Source organism: Paraburkholderia sp. BCC1884 (assembly GCF_900996225.1).
Classification (GTDB): Bacteria; Pseudomonadota; Gammaproteobacteria; order Burkholderiales; family Burkholderiaceae; genus Paraburkholderia.
Genome location: NZ_CAAJGL010000123.1, coordinates 125288 through 142461, shown reverse-complemented (window position 1 = coordinate 142461; position 17174 = coordinate 125288). Strand labels below are relative to the sequence as shown.

The following is a 17174-nucleotide window of genomic DNA, read 5'->3' as shown; positions in this document are numbered from 1 at the left end:
GGAGGAGAATCGATGCATGTCGCAACGATAGGCTTTACTAACAAGTCCGCCGAGCAGTTTTTTGGTTTGCTGCGTCAGGCGGAAGTGCGGACGCTGCTGGACGTTCGCCTTAATAACGTTTCGCAGCTTGCCGGGTTTGCGAAGAAAGCAGATCTAAAGTATTTTCTATTCGAACTTCTCGGGGCGAGTTTCGTCGAACTCCGAGATCTGGCGCCCGAAAAGCAAATGCTGGCGCGATATCGGAAAAACGAACTGAGCTGGGACGGTTACGCCGAAGAATACGGTTCACTGTTGGCCAGGCGCCGCGTCGAGAGCACACTCGACAAGTCGCTATTTGACCGGGGGTGTCTACTGTGCAGCGAGGATAACCCGCATTACTGTCACCGCAGGCTTGCAGTCGAATATTTGAGGTCGTGTTGGGATTGCGAAATAAACGTTACGCACCTCCTTTGACTGCAAATAAGACGATGCCGGCGCCGACGTCATGCATCCCTTGGGAACGCGGTCCGGCAAGCAATCACTCTATCCTTATGTGCGGCTCTCCGCTCCACCGCTCTATTTACCGCATCATTGTTTGTTCGGTATTGCTTGCCGAGAAAAAATATTTTCCAAACCGATCAGCGTTTCATGTTGACTCGGAAAAAATCCTTGATTATCGTAATTAGGTCCGAGGGTGTTGTCTTCATTTCTCGGCGTGTTTTGCGGCCCGTGCTCTATTTGGGCCGGGCCTTTTTTATAACTCGTCCGGCAAGGACAGCGATGGGTGCGCCGATCCGTCGAGAGCATTGCGCAACGGCAGCGAGCATTTTAGGTGCGGCTCACTCTCCGACACCCGTCAATCGTTCAAGCAGTGGCCCAATGTCATCAATCGGCGTGATGAAATTGGGGTGGTCATCCCGTATGGCATTGAAGGGCATATGGGGATCGCGGGCGCCGCGCGGGTCCTGAACAATCACAATACCGCCGACGGACTTGATGGACTCGATCCCGTCAGTGCCGTCATGGTCACCCCCGGACAAAACGATCCCGATTGCGCGGCGTCCGAACGTGTCCGCAACGGATTCGAACAGCCGGTCGACGGCGGGCCGCGCATGGCGCACTTTAGGGCCACGATCAAGCATCACGATACCCGGCGGTTGCACGGTCATGTGGCAGTCGGGAGGTGCAATCAGCAGACATCCCCTTTGCACCTGTTGACCGTGCTCGGCATACGTCACGTCCAGGGAGGTTGACGCTCCGATTATCTGCGCGAGCAATCGGGGACCCGTTGGACTTGTATGCAATACCGCAAGAAATGCTGCGGGAAAGCTTGGGGGCAACCCGCGCATTATTTGAATTAGCGCCTCCAAGCCGCCCAGTGACCCTCCAATGGCAATAATGTCGCGCTTGTTCATGGTCACTCCGACCGAAATTAAATGAGTGTATGGGCCGAGTACCCCTCTGACGCGACCCGGCCTCTATTCAGGCTAGTCGTGGTGATACGCGCGGGTCATACAGAATTTCTCGAGCAACGTGCGGTCCCGGACTGCCAGTTTTCCTCCACGTCGATGTGTCGGAAGCGGGCGGGCAACGGTAGGCTCGTCGATGAAGGACTTATCATCGCCGCCAGTACATTTCTACTTACTGTCTGGCCGCACCTGCATGAAGTCGGTAAATGTCGGCTTTGCACCCTCTTGATGGTCAGGTCGCGGCGGCTTCCCGCAGTGCAGTCGGCAACCACGCTGGTTGGCCCAAAGGGAAAGCAGGGTTAGGCGGCGGGCCCACCAGCGCGTACACTTCCACCGTGGCGCATGGCACTTCATGCAATCCCGTAGCGCCACTGCGGATTCAGACGCATTTCCGCGTCTGCTACGCCTTATGCCGAGCCGAGGGGCGGGAAGTTGCCATGACCATGCGCCCCTCTCACGATAGCGGGTGCGAGTTCGCACTATGGGGCCGTCGGTGCGTCGCCGGAAAATCAGATTCATTTAGCGTCGTTATCGTGCACCCTGAATTGGCGATGGGCGAGTCGATTGCGCTTCTGCTCCGGCTCCGCGGCGTCAGTGCGGTAAATGTCCGTGAACTGGAAGCCGTTCAGCTGATGCTAGAGCATTGGAGTCCAGGGGTTCTGCTTATCGACACCCGGCTCGGATCCGTCAACATCGACCGGCTCATGCGGTACGCGCGAAGGGAGGCCGGTTCGGCGCAAATGCTGTTTGTCGCGTTGACGGGCAACATGTCGAACGAGTCGCCTGCTGAAATCCGAAAGGCGGGTTTTGATGGCTTCTTTCGCAGACTGTGTCCCGTGTGGCGCATAGCAGACATCCTCGATGAATACTGGCATCGTTGAATTAAAGAACAGCCCGGGGTTGCGAAATATGAACTCACACATAGCGCGCGCCGCCTCGGACCCGCCGCGCAGACGCAGTTCAGCGAGGGCACCGGCGTTTCACCCGGGCGGAGAGCGCTCAGGCCACCATTAAGAAAGCCACTCGCACGCAAACCGTGCGACTAGCGCTACACCCGCGAATACGGTGGCGAGCCAGCATAGTGCACGCAAGCTCCAATGAGCACTGAGGTCGCCGATTGCCGAGCGCTTCATGCTTAGTAGCACAAGCATGACCATGACAGGCGTCGCCGTCGAACCGTTGAGGACGGCACTCCAGTACAGCGCGCGAATCGGCTCGACATGCGCGAGCGCCAGCGCTACACCGATCGTAGTACCGAGCACCATCACACCAAGTAGCGCCCACGCGACAGGGCGATTGCGTTGCTTGCCGACCTGCTGATCGCGCGCACTCACCGCCGCGTTTGCGGCCGAGCCGGCCAGCGGCGGCAGCGCGAGGAGGGCGGTTCCTATAAACGCGACCCCAACCACCTGTGACGCATATCCATCGACAAGCGGCCGCAATACGCTCGCTGCATCGTATGCGTTGTTGAGACTGTGTCCGGTGGAATGCAATGTCATTGCTGCCGCTGCCATGATGAACAATCCAACTGCGTTAGAGAGCACCGTCCTTAGCAAGGTATCGCGGCGCACCTTTCTCAATTGAGCGTTGCCGGTATCGCAGGCTGCATGGCCCATTCTCGATTGCGATGGTGAATGCGGCCTCTGTTCTTCGATCTGCTGCTCGGCCTGTGAGAAAAGCAGGTATGGACTGATCGTCGTACCGAGCACCGCCAGCAGCATCGTGAAGTAATCGACGCTCCATGTAAATCGCGGGACTACGGCATGGAAAGCGAGCGTCTGCCAAGGCGCGTGGCTGACCACCGCGACACCAACGTAGGCAAACAGACACGCGGCAGACCATTTCAGAACGCTTGCATAGCGCGCATAAGGTACAAACCACTGAAGCGCCATGGACAGCATGCCAAAGGCTGCAGCGTATAGCGGTACTGAGCCGTGCCAGACAAGCTGAGCTCCAACACCCATAGCGACGACATCGGCGGCAATGTTGACAATATTGGCGATGAGAAAGCGCATCACGGCAAGGTAAAACAGGAGGCGTGAATAATGCTCCCGCATGTTCACGGTCAGTCCCTTGCCCGTCTGTGCGGCGATTCTCGCTGCGACCAGCTGGAACGCGACCATCGACGGATATGACAACAGGCACGTCCAGAGCATGTCATAGCCGAACTGCGCACCAGCCAGCGAATACGTCACCACGCCGCTAGGATCGTTGTCCGTCGCGGTCGAAACCAGTCCCGGGCCGATATGTGCCGCCCACGAATGCGCGGGCAGCTCGTCATGTGCTTCCGTGCCTCGTTCGTGTTCGTGGATGGCAGACATGCTTCTCCTTCCGGTGTGCGGGTTGCGATCCGGTCATTTGTCAGACCGGCTCTCGCGCAGACGCCACCTGTGTCTCTTATTTTCGATGACGTCAGCCGGATCAGCAGACATCATCGGCCGCCCCCTTTACGGCAAATGATTGCCGCCAGTCACGCCATACACCTCGCCGGTGACGAAGCTCGATTCCTGCGACGCAAGCAACACATAAATCGGTGCGAGCTCGGCGGGTTGCCCGGGGCGCTTCATCGGTACCTCCGAGCCAAACTTCTCGACTTTCTCCTGGGGTTGACCGCCACTGGGTTGCAGCGGCGTCCATACCGGTCCTGGCGCGACAGCGTTCACGCGCACCCCCTTGCCGGCGACCTGTTTTGCGAATGCATGCGTGAAGGCGGTGATGGCCGCTTTGGTCGACGCATAGTCGAGCAGGCCCGGACTCGGCTGATAGCTCTGGATGGACGTGGTGTTGATAATGCTCGCACCGGGCGGAAGATGCGGCAGAGCGGCTTTGCATAGCCAGAACATCGCAAACACGTTGGTGCGGAACGTCGCCTCAAGTTGTTCTGTCGAAAGATCGGCGATATCGTCGACATAAGTCTGTTTGCCCGCGACGTTCACCAGAATATCGAGGCCACCGAGTTTCTGGACCGTATGGTCGACGATCTGCGAGCAAAACGCTTCGTCGCCAATATCGCCGGGCAATACGATGGCTTGTCGGCCAGCCGCCTCAACCAGTTTGGCAACTTCCCGGCCGTCGGCTTCTTCGGTCGGCAGGTAATTCAAGGCGACGTCTGCGCCTTCACGCGCAAATGCAATTGCGACCGCGCGGCCAATGCCGCTGTCCGCGCCAGTTATTAGCGCGCGTCGGCCCACCAGTCTTCCGAATCCCTTATAGCTGGTTTCGCCGTGATCGGGCTTCGGGTTCATCTGTTGCGCGAGACCGGGTGCGGGCTGCGGCTGGCGTTCGAATGGCGGTTGCGGATATTGCTTCAGCGGGTCCTGCATCGTGAACTGATCTTTGGTGGTCGACATGAATGGACTCCTTGCGTCTGTCGTCGGCGGGTATGGGGCGTCGGCTTGCAACCCGCATATGAGTTCAACGATTGAGCAACGCACATTCCTGAGCAAGACCGCCTGTCTGCGAGACGCAATTACAATTCGCCGCGCGCAGCCAGTTCGACGATACGGTCGGCAGTGCGGCAGGCTATGGCCTGAATGGTCAGCGACGGATTCACGCCACCGACGGTCGGAAACACCGACCCGTCGCATACCCATAGATTCGGTATATCCCAGCTCCGGCAATCGGCATTGACCACGCTGGCGGATGGATCATCGCCCATGCGTGCGGTGCCATTCAGGTGGCAGGTGTCGTCATTTTCCCGCCAGATTTCACTGCCGCCAGCAGCGCCGAGTGCCTTCTCCATGAAATCGAGTGAATGAGCGATTAGCCGCTTGTCGTTATCGCATAGCGAATAGGTCACGCGGGCGACGGGCAGGCCGTACTGATCCTTTTCATCGGCAAGGGTCACGCGGTTGCATTCCTGCGGCAACATCTCGCCGACAATTTTCAATCCGGCCTGATGGTTGTACTTTTGCATCTCTTTGGCCAATGAGTCGCCCCATAAACCACGGCCGTTTTGCACGCTAGCCCAGCCAAGGGGCAGCGGTCCCTGACTCATATACGAATAGCCGCCGAAGAAGTCTTTGCCGGTATCTTTATAATTCCAGTGCTCGGTGATCGCTAACGAAGGAGGGCCCTTGTACCAGCGGATTTCTTCGTCGAATGTGCCATAGACGGCCTGATTTGACTGTGCCATGAGGTTCTTGCCAACTAGCCCGGAACTATTGGCGAGGCCGTTCGGGAAGCGCCCGTTTGCCGACATCAGCAAAAGTCGTGGCGTTTCGATCGCGTAGCCGGCCACGACGACGTTCTTCGCGCGCTGAAATTGCCAGCGTCCTTCGCGCAGATACTCGACCCCGGTTGCAAGTCCGGCATCGTTTGTAACGATACGACCGACCATTGCGAGATCGCGTATTTCGGCACCTGCGCTCACCGCGCGAGGAATCCACGTGACGAGTGCGCTCTGTTTGGCGTTGGTCGCGCATCCTGAAGTGCAAAAGCCGCGATACACGCAGGGATGGGCTTTGCCGCGCGGGGCCGACAGCGTCGCCAACGGAGTGGCCGCCCAGTCGATGCCCAGCGCCTCGGCGCCGCGCGCGAGGACGAGCGCGGCGGCATTCAATTCGTGCGCGCGATAGGGGTAGCGGGGCCGTTTGGGTCCCCAGGGATAATTAACCGGCCCCGATATTTTCAACGCGTCTTCGACTTGCGCGTAGTAGCGCCACATCTCGCGCCAGTCGAGTGGCCAGTCCGCGCCGTAGCCGAGCACGCTGCGCGACTTGAACCATTCCGGGCGAAAGCGCAGCGACACCATGGCGAAGTGAACCGTGCTGCCGCCAATTGCCTTGCCGCTGTTGTTATTGCCCAGCTTCAGCGGGTTCTCGCCGTCGCAGATACGTTCGTCGGTCCAGTAGAGCTTTGCCTGATGGCTTTCGTCGGAGGCGAATTCTTCCAGTGGACGCCACCACGCGCCAGCATCGAAGGCGATGACCTTGAATCCTTGTTCAGATAGCCGGCACGCGAGCGTTCCACCGCCGGCACCGGTACCGACGATCGCAAAGTCGACCTCTTCATCGTTCGGATACTCACGCATCGGCACCCAGCCGCCGTGTTCGAATACGTCGGGAGCGCGTCCATTCTTGCCGCGTGGATTGTGCAGGGCGTCATCGAGCACGCTGGTTCTCCTTGCGGGCTTTGTCTTCTTCGCCAGCTTCAGCCTCAGCGGCCTCCCACGGGTCGCGCCGGTCGAAATACATCCGTACATAGCCACGAGGATTAGCCGGCCCGCCAAAGCCCATTTCGCTCCATGCGTGCGGGTGCGAGTAATACATGCTGCAGATGTCGTGTAGCAGGCGTTCTGCAAAGAAGAGTTTTGCGGGCATGCCGTCCCACGCGTCGCTTGTCAGTTCGCCGCGTTGCATCGATTCGAGCAGTGCCACCTGGCTGGACTTTTCAAGGCGGCTAAACGGCAACTCGTGACGCACGCGGCTTTCGGCATCGAGCGCGGCGAGCCCTGTGCGCCATGCCTGCTGAAGGGGCGGCAAGCGGGCGTCGCGGTAGCCGTCGCCAGTGTTTTTTAAGAGCTTCGCATCGAGCAACTGAGGGAGCGGGACCACCGGCAGTGCATTCGCCTGCGGCACGATGCAGACGCATAACGCGCATACCGCCAGCCATTCCACGGCATTGAAGAAGTGAGGCTCGGCTGGCGTAGCGAGCCGTTGAGCGATCACGGTACGGGTCGCTTCGTCCCACGACGGCGTGCTGCGTTTGTCGAGTACATCGTAGCCGGGGTAGCGGGTGGGGCGGGCCTTGCGTTCCCTGTCGCTCATTTTTCGCTCTCTCTCAAACGTAGGGCCGCGAGGCCAGCCAGAGCCAGCGCTGAGAAGCTCGGTGGTGCGGGTAAGGGCGGTCCGCTGAACAGATTTTGACTCCAGTTGCGCCAGCCGCCCTGCCGCCGGGCGATGCCGCGCGCATGAAACCCGGCGCCGATGAAGCCGAGCGCCGCCGTGGCCCGTAACCACAGTCGTGCGAGCCAGTGCTCGCGCGGCACTTCCATTGCGGCTTGGGCGAGTAGCGCAGCCGCAAGCGGTGGCACGATAATCGGCGCGTACATCGCGCGATGCTGAAACGCGCCACGAAAATGCAATAGCCCGACTTCACCGACGGTGCCGACCAAACCCGCACTGACCAGCAATCCCAGCGCGCGGCCGGCTGGCATGCCGAACAATTGAGGATCGCGCGCGGGCTTATTGCGTAACTGCTCGGCGACGGCGCCCAAAGCGCCTGAGAGCAGCAGCGCCATTGGCGCGCCGACCGGCGCCGCGTGAAAAAGGTTGTTCCAGCTCCAGCCGCCAGGCCGTTTCGTGACGTTGTAAAGATGGAAACCTGTGCCGGCGATACCTGCGACAGCCGCGCCCAGATAGATTGCGTGCCGCAGTCGATGAGTCTCCTGCCGGTGATCCTGGCCGCCATGCAAGCCGGCCAGCAGAGAAAGGGTGCCGGAGATCAGCGGCGTGAACATCGCCGGGTTGTCGAACGAACCGCGATAGTGCTCCATCGCGCTGTCGGCAAGTACGGAGAGCGCGAGTAGCGCGGAACTGTGATTAAAACTTCGAGCCGCCTCAATCTGGGTGCTGACGCCGTGCGAATGCCTCGTGGGCAGTGGCCGTTGTCGCGAAATGGAGGCGCGACCGGGAACGAATTCCAGCGTGTTTCTCCACTTCCTTTCGTCGCTCGTGGATCGAGCCGACCGCATCGCCAGCGCCGCTACTGCCGTCGCGCCGGCCACCGCAACCGCCAGCCCCGCAACTCGTTGAGAACTCATGTTATCGGGTTCCTTCGTTATTGGAGCTGATAGGCACCGGCGTCGCGGGATTTGAATTCGAGACCGCAACCCGGGCGTGTCAGATCCGGCGCGATGGCGCCATCGATCGCCCGGGGAGCGCCGTCGAACAGCATCGATTCGATCCGTACGTGATCGTGAAACCATTCCTGGTGACGCAGACGTGGTACAGCGCACGCAACGTGAAGGTGTAGCGCGGGCGCGCAGTGAGCCGACAGCGGCACGTGAAAGGCGTCGCAGAGATCGGCAGCCTGCATGAAGCCGGTGATGCCGCCACAGCGGCTAACATCGGCCTGCAGCACGTCGACCGATTGCGCAGCCAGCAATTGCCGGAAATCGTCGAGGGTATAACCGTACTCGCCGGCGGCGACCTCCATGCCGGTCGGCGCATGCTCACGCACAAAGCGCAAGCCCGCCGCGTCGTCGGACGAGACGGGTTCTTCGAACCATTCGACGCGCTGCTCTGCGAAACGTTGGGCCCAATGCAGCGCAGGCTGCGGTGTGAATGCTCCGTTGGCGTCAACAAAAAGGCCTGCGTCGCCAATAGCTGCGCGCGCCGTCTCTACACGCGCAGGATCTTTTTCCGGCTCGGTTCCTATCTTGATCTTCACCCAGCGGCAACCATCGCGCTCGACCCAACCGGCAAGTTGATCGCGCATCTGTTTGTCGCTGTAAGTGGTGAAGCCGCCGCTGCCGTAAAGCGGCACGGATTCGCGCGCGGCGCCGAGCAGTCGCACGAGCGGGACGTCGAGCAGTTTCGCTTTCAGGTCCCACAGCGCGCAGTCCACTGCCGAGATCGCCGTGGCCGCCAGGCCCGAACGGCCGAGATTACGCACCTGACCTTGCATACGCTGCCAGATCGCGCGAATGTCCCACACGTCCCGGTGTAACACGCATTCGGCGAGCGTATCGTGAATCAACCCGACAACACTTTTATCGCTATACGTGTAACCGATTCCCGTTTTCCCGGCTGCGTACACCTCGACGACGACCAGTGTGGTCGCCTGCCACGCGAACGTGCCATCCGCTTCCGGCGCGTCAGTCGGAATGCGGTATGCGCGGGCGCGTATGCCGGTCACCGACGCCTGCGACGTCCCATCTGGAGCAGTGCGATCCGTCATGTTTACACGCTTATTTGTCGTGATGACCGGGGAGTACGGCGCCGAGCACCTGCTTCGCCGTTTCGACGATCACATTGCCTTCGTTCGGATCGCCCTTCAGCAAGGTCGATGCAAATGCCTTGGCCTGGGCGAGCGTGATATGCGGCGGCAGCGGTGCAATGTTCGGATCGGCTTTCACTTCGATGACGACTGGACAGTTCGACGCCAGCGCTTCGTCCCATGCGGCGCCCATCTGTTCATCGTTGTCGACGTAAATACCTTTCAGCCCGATCAGCTCCGCGAATTTGTGATACGGGACGGACGGGATATCCTGCGATGCGTCGAATTTCGGATCGCCTTCCATCGCGCGTTGCTCCCACGTGACCTGGTTCAGATCGCTGTTGTTGAGCACCATGCAGATCCACCGCGGATCAGCCCAGTCCTTCCAGTATTTCGACACCGTAATCAGTTCGGCCATGTTGTTCATCTGCATCGCGCCGTCGCCAACCAGCGCAATCACCGGGCGCTCGGGAAACGCGAACTTGGCAGCGATCGCGTAGGGCACCGCCGCGCCCATTGACGCAAGGCCGCCAGATAACGAGCACATCATGCCGCGCTGGACCTTCAGGTCGCGCGCATACCAGTTTGCGCACGAACCCGAGTCGCTCGTGACGATTGAATTGGCTGGAATCCGTTTCGACAGTTCCCAGACTGTGCGCTGCGGGTTGACCGCGTCTTTGCCCGCCTGATGCGCGCGCTTGTCGAGCGTTTTCCACCAGTCCTCAGTCCAGCCTTCGATCTTCTTGCGCCAGGCACGATCCTGCTTTTCTTCGAGTAGCGGCAGCAGCGCGCGCAACGTCTCAACGCTATCCCCGACAAGATTTACTTCCATCGGGTAGCGCAGGCTCAGCATGTCGGCTTTCAGATCGATCTGTACGCCACGCGCGGCACCTTCCTTCGGCAAAAATTCCGAGTACGGAAAGCCTGAGCCGATCATCAGCAGCGTGTCGCATTCCGTCATGAGGTCGTAGCTCGGCTTGGTGCCGAGTAGCCCGATCGAACCGGTTACCCACGGCAGATCGTCGGGTAGCGCGGCCTTGCCGAGCAATGCTTTGGCGACGCCTGCTCCAAGCTTTTCCGCGACGGCGATGACTTCGTCGGTGGCGTGCAGCGCGCCGGCACCGACGAGAATCGCCACTTTTTTTCCTGCGTTTAGCAAGTCGGCGGCTTGCTGAAGATCGTCGGGGTAGGGCACGAGGCGCGGGGCGCGATAACCCACGCCAGAATGCAGCGTGCCGTGTTTGCGGCCCGGCGCTTCATAGGGAAGGTCCTGCAGATCGTTCGGCAGAATGATGGCGGTGACCTTGCGCTCGGACAGGGCGATGCGAATGGCGCGGTCGACAAGGTGGCGCACCTGCGCGGGCACCGAGGCCTGTTCGACGAATGCGCCTGCGACGTCTTTAAACAACGAAGCGAGGTCGAGTTCCTGCTGGTAATGGCCGCCGAGCGCCGCCCTTGCCTGCTGTCCCGCGATGGCGAGCACGGGCATGTGATCCATTCTCGCGTCGTACAGGCCGGTGATCAGATGCGAGGCGCCGGGACCGGAGGTCGCGATGCATACGCCGAGCTCGCCGGTGAACTTCGCGTGCGCGGACGCCATAAAAGCCGCCATCTCCTCGTGGCGGACCTGGATGAATTCGATCGGCGAGGTGGGATTGCCGGACCTGGATTTCTTGGCTTCGGATTGGGCGCGGTTGAGGGCGCCGAACACGCCGTTGATGCCGTCACCGGGATAACCGTAGATGCGACGGACACCCCATGCGTGAAGTCGCTCGATAATGAAGTCGCCGACGGTTTGGGACATGGACTGCTCCTGCAGGAAGAATTGGACTATCGAAGACATCGCAAGCATCGTTCCGCAGTCTTTCAATCAGGTAGTGACGGCGACTCACACTCGGAGGAAGGAGGTCACGCAACGGTCAGAGCAAGGACGCGCCCGGGGTCCGGTTTTTGCTACTGGTTTCTCGCCTTGTCCTGTTGTGCGCAGGGCGCGCCGTCACTGCAACGATTCCACGGGAGCCAACAGTGTCCGCAGGGAAGACGACCGAGGTACGCGTTCTAATTGCCCGGACAGGACGCGCCTGCCTGTTACTGCCTCTCGCGCCGACTTCGGCTCGTGCCGACCCGATCGCGCCGCTCAATTACTTTCTCCACGCAGCGGGCCCGGCGGCCAATCCGACCATGCGCCTCGGCTGGGCCATGACCGCGGTCGCGGTCCTCGTGACACTGATCGTCGCCGGATTACTGCTTGGGGCAATCACGCGCAAGCGCCCGGCTGTACAGGCAGGGTCGCTTCACGCTGAGCCGGGCGGCATGCGCTGGATTTACATCGGTACCGGTATCTCTTCGGTCGTCTTGCTGGCCATGCTTGTTTACATTCTGGTGACGCTTGAATCCGTTGCCTCGCCGACCACGCATCCCCAGTTGACCATCACCGTCACCGCTTACGACTGGTGGTGGAAAGTGGACTACGCCGACGACCCCAATCCGGCGCGCAATTTCAGCACGGCGAACGAAATCCATATCCCCGTCGGCGAGCCGATCAAAGTACGCTTGAAAAGCGCGGATGTCGTCCACGCGTTCTGGGTCCCCCAACTCGCGGGGAAGACGCAGACCATCCCGGGACAGACCAATGAACAGTGGATTCAGGCGGACCGTGCGGGCGTCTATCGCGGGCAATGCTCGCAATTTTGCGGCGCACAACATGCGCATATGGCCTTCGAAGTAGTCGCGCAAAATACTGCGGATTTCAACGCCTGGCGCGATGCACAAGGACAGACAGCGGCGCTTGCCGTCGACACCGCCGTCGTGGCGGGCCGACATCTGTTCGCGGAGCGCTGCGCCGGTTGTCACTCGATTCGCGGCACCGACGCGCAAGGCATGCAGGCGCCCGATCTCACCCATCTCGGGTCGCGCCGCACGATCGCCGCGGGGACGCTGACCAATACGCCGGAACATCTGCTCGACTGGATCGAGCACGCGCAGCAGATCAAACCCGAAGCATTGATGCCCGACATCGCACTGAGCTCTGCCGATGCTGCTGCGTTGTCGGCCTATCTGGCGACCTTGCATTGAAACCCCGTTGTAATCACGGAGCGTCTATCGATGGCCGATCATCCTGCGACTGCCGCCACGCCTGGCGAACCACAACCTGGATCTCCCGGCGCCGTTGTCGATTCGGCCCTCGCGCGCACGCCTCAACGCGGCCGGGTGGCGCCGGGCAGCGCTGAGGAAAAGCGTCTGCGCGAGATATGGGAAGCGCCGCCCGGCTGGCGAGGGTGGCTTTCGACAGTCGATCATAAAACCATCGGCTTGCGCTATCTGGTCACCGCTTTCATCTTTCTGCTGATGGGCGGCGTTGAAGCGCTGCTCATGCGTATCCAGCTCGCTCGCCCCAACGCAACAGTGCTCACGCCCGAGCAGTACAACCAGCTCTTCACGATGCATGGCGTGACGATGATTTTTCTGTACGCGCTACCCGTGCTGTCCGGCTTTTCGAACTATCTGTGGCCGCTCGTGCTCGGTTCGCGCGATATGGCGTTTCCGCGTCTGAATGCGCTGTCCTACTGGGTGTTTCTGTTTGCAGGCATCTTCCTGTACGCGAGTTTCCCGGCAGGGCAGGCGCCGGATGCCGGCTGGTTCAACTACGCGCCGCTTTCCGGGCTCGAATACAGCACCGGGCCGAATATCGACGTGTACGCGCTTGGCATGGTGCTACTCGGCATCTCGACAACGGTCGGATCGATGAACTTTGTCGTGACCCTGCTGCGCATGCGTGCGCCGGGCATGTCGCTGGACCGGATGCCGGTGCTGGTGTGGGGCACGCTCACGGCGTCGGGCGGCAACTTGCTGGCGGTGCCTTCGGTGAGTCTGGCTTTTTTTCTGTTGTGGATGGACCGGCGCATCGGCACGCATTTCTTCGACGTGCTGAACGGTGGCCGTCCTCTACTCTGGCAGCATCTGTTCTGGATTTTCGCGCATCCCTGGGTGTATGCAGTCGTCTTGCCGGCCATGGGCATCGTGTCGGATGCATTGCCCGTGTTCTGCCGCCGGCCCCTCGTGGGTTATGTACCGGTTGCACTGTCAACCGTCGCAACCATGGTGATCGGCTTCGTCGTGTGGATACACCATATGTTCGCGACCGGTATTCCGGCGCTTGCGCTATCGTTTTTCGGCGCGGCCAGCATGGTGATTGCTATCCCGAGCGCGGTCGCCACCTTCGCATGGATCGCAACGATCTGGACGGGACGGCCGGTGTTTCGCGTGCCATTCCTGTTTTTCGCGGGCTTCGTGCTGCTGTTCGTGGTGGGTGGCGTGTCGGGCGTGATGACCGCGGCCGTGCCGTTTGACTGGCAACTCACCGATACCTACTTCGTGGTCGCGCATCTGCACTATGTGCTGCTCGGCATCAACGTGTTTCCAGTCATTGGCGGCATCTATTTCTGGTATCCGAAATTTACCGGCAGGATGATGAGTGAGCGGCTCGGCAAGCTCGCGTTCTGGGTGCTGTTCGCAGGTTTCAATATCGCGTTCTTTCCGATGCATATCGCGGGGCTGCTCGGCATGCCGCGCCGCATCTACACGTATCCCGCCGACATGGGCTGGAATACGGTGAATCTGGTCACGTCGCTGGGCTCGTTTCTGTTCGCGGCGGGCGTGCTGATCTTTTTGATCGACTTGCTGGTGAGCCTGAAAAGCGGCGAGCCGGCCGGCGACAATCCGTGGGATGCACCTACGCTCGAGTGGTCGGTCAGCTCACCGCCGCCGCCGTACAACTTCGCCGTGGTGCCGACGCTCGCGAGCCGTCATCCCCTGTGGGAAGGTCGAATCGACGAACCTGGCGTCACCGTTCGTACGCGCTCGCAACTCAACGAGGGCTACCTGCTCGCGCAGGGCCGCGAGGCGCTCGGCACGACCGCGCTCGAAGCGATCCCGGATGTCATCCTGAAGATGCCCGGCGATTCGTATGCGCCGTTCTGGCTTGCCGTGTTTGCGACGCTCGTGTTCGCCGGGCTCGCACTCAGCGCGTGGATTTTCGCGGGCGCGATGGTGGCCGGCTGCGCTGTGTCGATCATCGCCTGGCTGTGGCCCGAACGGGCGTTGATCCAGCGCGAGCTGGCCGTAGTTCACGACGCGGGAGGCTGACATGAGCGACGCCATCGATCTGGGTCAACCGTCGTCTGAGCCTGTGGAACCCGCGCGACCGCTTCCCGTGGGCAGTGCCGGCGAACGCTCGGGCGGCTGGTGGGGCTGCCTCACGCTGATCGCCACCGAAGGCGCGCTGTTCGGCTATCTGATCTTTTCGTATCTGTATCTGGCCTCGCAGAGTCAGCAGCATTGGCCACCCGAAGGTCTGCCGAAACTGGGTCTCGGCATTGCCAATACCCTGATTCTGCTGTCGAGCAGCGGGTTTGTCTGGCTATGCGAACGCTTCGTGCGTCGCCGGCGCGTGCGCTGGGCGGTAGCTTCGATGGCGGTGGGGGTCGTGCTCGGCTGCGCCTTCATCGGCATTCAGATGGTCGAATGGCACGATCACCCGTACGGGTTGACCACGCATCTGTATGGCTCGCTGTACTTCACGATCACCGGCTTCCATATGGCGCACGTCGTGGTGGGGATCATCGTGCTGTTGCTCCTGCTGCTATGGACCGCACTCGGCTATTTCGACGAAAAACGCTGTGCGGCGTTGACGATCGGCGGCCTCTACTGGCACTTCGTCGATGTCGTGTGGCTGTTCATTTTCAGCACGCTCTATCTCACGCCCTATCTGTTTCAGGAGTGGTCATGGCCCGGGATATGAAACCGCCGGAAGCGTCGTATCCGCCGACGCGATACGCGCTGGCTGGGCTCCTCGTCGCGCCGTTCGCCTGGCTGGTGCAGACCGTGGTCGCCGAGACGCTTGCCGCGCAAAGCTGCTATCCGTTCAACGAGCCACTGTCTGCGCCAATCGTGCCGTGGGTACGTCCGGCGCTCGTCGTGGTCAGCGCGCTTTGTTTCGTGGCGGGCGTAACCGGCAGTTTGATCGCGTGGCGCAATCTGCGCCGGATTGGACCAGCGGCGTGGGGCGCCTTGAGCGGCGCGCGTCGTACGAGAGCCGAACTCGCGTGGTTCCTGAGCCGCGTCTCGGCGATGTGCAGCGTGCTGTTCCTCTTTGCACTGATCGCGACCGATGTGGCGCTTGCGATCGTGTCGCCGTGCAGGTGGTGGTGAGATGTACACCCGCGATCGCGTTGCTCCGGCAGAGTCCTCCCTCCTTTGGCAATTGCTGAAGCGGGCGAGCCCCGTCGTGTTGATGGTGTCGGCGCTCGTGACATTGGGATTCACGCGAGCCTCCGCGGCCGCCCCGACCAACGCTTCGGCCGCCGACGCTGCAAGCAGCCTCGTCAACGTCACCGCCGGTGGCACCGACGACGCCCAGATCGCTCGAGGCGCCTATCTTGCCAAGGCCGCAGACTGCGCCGGTTGTCACACCGCTGCGCCACGCGTGTTGCGACCGGGCGATAAGCCGATACTTGCGCCTGCTTTTGCAGGCGGCCTCGGGATGGCTTCGCCATTCGGCACCATCTACTCCTCGAACATCACCCCCGACCCCGATGCGGGTATCGGCCGCTATAGCTATGACGATTTCGCAAGGGCGTTGCGTAATGGCGTCGCACCTGGCGGCAAGCGGCTTTATCCGGCAATGCCTTACCCGTCGTTTTCAAAGATCGCGGACGACGATATGCATGCGCTCTATGCCTACTTCATGCACGGCGTGTCACCAGTAGCCACGCCCGCGCCGGAGACCAGATTGCCGTTTCCGTTCAACCAGCGCTGGGCGCTGATGTTCTGGGACGGAGTCTTTGCGCCACATGGCGTCTTCAAACCGGATGCCAGGCGCGATGTCCAATGGAACCGCGGTGCTTACCTCGTGCAGTCGCTCGGACACTGCGGCGCATGTCATACGCCGCGCGGGCCCGCTTACGAGGAGCGCGGCTACAGTGAGGCGAGCGCAACGTATCTGACGGGCGGCACCAACGACCATTGGTTTGCGCCGAACCTGACCGCCGACCCTGGGTCGGGGCTGGGACGTAGCTCCGCTGGCAGCATCGCCGACTTCCTCAAGCATGGCCACGGCGGCGGACTGGTCACCTTCGGCAGCATGGTGCAGGTTGTCGAAGACAGCACGCAGTACTTGAACAGTGCCGACCTCGATGCGATTGCCGTCTACCTGAAAGCCCTGCCGCCGCGTGCGCAAAGTGGCCATTTCAACGCACATTCGCGGGCCGCTCAGCAGACCGTGCAAGCACTTGAAACAGGCGACGTCGAACGACCCGGTGCAGGTATTTACGCGACTTACTGCGCGCGCTGTCATCAGATGGACGGCGCGGGCGTACCGCAAAAATATCCACGTCTTGCCGGCAATCCAGCGGTGCTCTCGCCTTCGGCAACTTCGCTCGTGCGCCTGTTGGTGGAGGGGGGCGGCAGTCCGCAGACGCAGGAGGGCCCGGAGTCGCGCAAGATGCCGTCTTTCGCGGGCAAACTGGACGACGGCGAAATGGCCCACGTCCTGACTTTCGTTCGCAATACGTGGGGTAATGCGGCTGCACCGGTGACCGTTCGCGATGTGTCGGACGTTCGCAACGCCTTGCATAAGTAGCGCGCGCTGGGTGAGGCTATGCATGTTGCGGCGCTCCCTATGCGACGCGGCGTGCAATCGGATAGACGGGGCGTGAAAGCATATTGACAGCAAGCCGCGCGAATGACGGCCACTGCACTTACAGCTGATTTATTGTCCGGCAGGTT

The 17174-nt window shown here is 61.1% G+C and carries 15 protein-coding genes; 7 read left to right on the top strand and 8 right to left on the bottom strand.

Annotated elements, in window-relative coordinates; translation table 11 throughout:
* Positions 1-12 precede the first annotated feature (12 nt).
* Positions 13-453, top strand: a complete 441-nt coding sequence (locus FQ705_RS28215) for a DUF488 family protein (protein WP_144146989.1) — start codon at positions 13-15, stop codon at positions 451-453.
* A 365-nt stretch (positions 454-818) separates the two neighbouring features.
* Here FQ705_RS28215 and FQ705_RS28210 read toward each other — a convergent pair whose 3' ends face one another.
* Positions 819-1394, bottom strand: coding sequence for a chemotaxis protein CheB (locus tag FQ705_RS28210; protein WP_144146986.1), 576 nt, complete (start codon positions 1392-1394; stop codon positions 819-821).
* 491 nt (positions 1395-1885) lie between these two features.
* Between FQ705_RS28210 and FQ705_RS28205 the strand changes: the two genes are divergently transcribed.
* Entirely contained in the window at positions 1886-2329 is a 444-nt protein-coding gene (locus FQ705_RS28205; RefSeq protein ID WP_144146983.1) for a response regulator, read from the top strand.
* A 129-nt stretch (positions 2330-2458) separates the two neighbouring features.
* Here FQ705_RS28205 and FQ705_RS28200 read toward each other — a convergent pair whose 3' ends face one another.
* The 7 genes from FQ705_RS28200 to FQ705_RS28170 all read right to left on the bottom strand — a co-directional run bounded on the left by FQ705_RS28200 (position 2459) and on the right by FQ705_RS28170 (position 11193).
* On the bottom strand, positions 2459-3769 hold the full coding sequence (locus FQ705_RS28200) for an NRAMP family divalent metal transporter (protein WP_186308031.1): 1311 nt from the start codon (positions 3767-3769) through the stop codon (positions 2459-2461).
* A 126-nt stretch (positions 3770-3895) separates the two neighbouring features.
* Positions 3896-4798, bottom strand: a complete 903-nt coding sequence (locus tag FQ705_RS28195; RefSeq protein ID WP_144146980.1) for an SDR family oxidoreductase — start codon at positions 4796-4798, stop codon at positions 3896-3898.
* 119 nt (positions 4799-4917) lie between these two features.
* Positions 4918-6561, bottom strand: coding sequence for a GMC family oxidoreductase (locus FQ705_RS28190; RefSeq protein WP_144147592.1), 1644 nt, complete (start codon positions 6559-6561; stop codon positions 4918-4920).
* A complete protein-coding gene (locus tag FQ705_RS28185; protein ID WP_144146977.1) occupies positions 6551-7216 on the bottom strand; it encodes a gluconate 2-dehydrogenase subunit 3 family protein in 666 nt (221 codons plus the stop codon). Before FQ705_RS28185 ends, FQ705_RS28190 begins: the two co-directional genes overlap by 11 nt.
* Positions 7213-8211: a hypothetical protein gene (locus FQ705_RS28180; protein WP_144146974.1), complete on the bottom strand. Its 999-nt coding sequence runs from the start codon at positions 8209-8211 to the stop codon at positions 7213-7215. The genes FQ705_RS28185 and FQ705_RS28180 overlap by 4 nt, the downstream gene beginning before the upstream one ends.
* A 17-nt stretch (positions 8212-8228) precedes the next feature.
* Positions 8229-9350, bottom strand: a complete 1122-nt coding sequence (locus tag FQ705_RS28175; RefSeq protein ID WP_144146971.1) for an enolase C-terminal domain-like protein — start codon at positions 9348-9350, stop codon at positions 8229-8231.
* A gap of 10 nt (positions 9351-9360) precedes the next feature.
* Positions 9361-11193 carry a thiamine pyrophosphate-requiring protein gene (locus FQ705_RS28170; protein WP_144146968.1) on the bottom strand — a complete coding sequence of 611 codons (1833 nt, stop codon included), beginning with the start codon at positions 11191-11193 and terminating at the stop codon, positions 9361-9363.
* 281 nt (positions 11194-11474) lie between these two features.
* On the opposite strand from FQ705_RS28170, the gene coxB reads away from it, so the two are divergent.
* The 5 genes from coxB (at position 11475) to FQ705_RS28145 (ending at position 17028) form a co-directional block, all read left to right on the top strand.
* The gene (gene coxB / locus FQ705_RS28165; protein ID WP_260854658.1) at positions 11475-12464 is read left to right on the top strand and encodes a cytochrome c oxidase subunit II; all 990 of its coding nucleotides are present in this window, start codon (positions 11475-11477) and stop codon (positions 12462-12464) included.
* A gap of 30 nt (positions 12465-12494) precedes the next feature.
* Positions 12495-14534, top strand: a complete 2040-nt coding sequence (ctaD, locus tag FQ705_RS28160) for a cytochrome c oxidase subunit I (protein WP_144146965.1) — start codon at positions 12495-12497, stop codon at positions 14532-14534.
* A gap of 1 nt (position 14535) precedes the next feature.
* Complete coding sequence (locus FQ705_RS28155; RefSeq protein ID WP_144146962.1) at positions 14536-15189, top strand: heme-copper oxidase subunit III; 654 nt, start codon at positions 14536-14538, stop codon at positions 15187-15189.
* A complete protein-coding gene (locus FQ705_RS28150) occupies positions 15174-15599 on the top strand; it encodes a hypothetical protein (protein WP_186308029.1) in 426 nt (141 codons plus the stop codon). The genes FQ705_RS28155 and FQ705_RS28150 overlap by 16 nt, the downstream gene beginning before the upstream one ends.
* A gap of 82 nt (positions 15600-15681) precedes the next feature.
* Positions 15682-17028, top strand: coding sequence for a cytochrome c (locus FQ705_RS28145; protein WP_186308057.1), 1347 nt, complete (start codon positions 15682-15684; stop codon positions 17026-17028).
* Positions 17029-17174: the final 146 nt, after the last annotated feature.

Excerpts from the sequence above, each read along its gene's own strand:
- FQ705_RS28145 (WP_186308057.1), top strand. The coding sequence starts at position 15,682 with ATGGTGTCGGCGCTCGTGACATTGGGATTCACGCGAGCCTCCGCGGCC.
- FQ705_RS28150 (WP_186308029.1), top strand. The coding sequence starts at position 15,174 with ATGGCCCGGGATATGAAACCGCCGGAAGCGTCGTATCCGCCGACGCGA.
- ctaD (WP_144146965.1), top strand. The coding sequence starts at position 12,495 with ATGGCCGATCATCCTGCGACTGCCGCCACGCCTGGCGAACCACAACCT.
- FQ705_RS28175 (WP_144146971.1), bottom strand. The coding sequence starts at position 9,350 with ATGACGGATCGCACTGCTCCAGATGGGACGTCGCAGGCGTCGGTGACC.
- FQ705_RS28205 (WP_144146983.1), top strand. The coding sequence starts at position 1,886 with ATGACCATGCGCCCCTCTCACGATAGCGGGTGCGAGTTCGCACTATGG.
- FQ705_RS28170 (WP_144146968.1), bottom strand. The coding sequence starts at position 11,193 with ATGTCCCAAACCGTCGGCGACTTCATTATCGAGCGACTTCACGCATGG.
- FQ705_RS28215 (WP_144146989.1), top strand. The coding sequence starts at position 13 with ATGCATGTCGCAACGATAGGCTTTACTAACAAGTCCGCCGAGCAGTTT.
- FQ705_RS28155 (WP_144146962.1), top strand. The coding sequence starts at position 14,536 with ATGAGCGACGCCATCGATCTGGGTCAACCGTCGTCTGAGCCTGTGGAA.
- FQ705_RS28180 (WP_144146974.1), bottom strand. The coding sequence starts at position 8,211 with ATGAGTTCTCAACGAGTTGCGGGGCTGGCGGTTGCGGTGGCCGGCGCG.
- FQ705_RS28185 (WP_144146977.1), bottom strand. The coding sequence starts at position 7,216 with ATGAGCGACAGGGAACGCAAGGCCCGCCCCACCCGCTACCCCGGCTAC.
- FQ705_RS28195 (WP_144146980.1), bottom strand. The coding sequence starts at position 4,798 with ATGTCGACCACCAAAGATCAGTTCACGATGCAGGACCCGCTGAAGCAA.
- FQ705_RS28210 (WP_144146986.1), bottom strand. The coding sequence starts at position 1,394 with ATGAACAAGCGCGACATTATTGCCATTGGAGGGTCACTGGGCGGCTTG.
- FQ705_RS28200 (WP_186308031.1), bottom strand. The coding sequence starts at position 3,769 with ATGTCTGCCATCCACGAACACGAACGAGGCACGGAAGCACATGACGAG.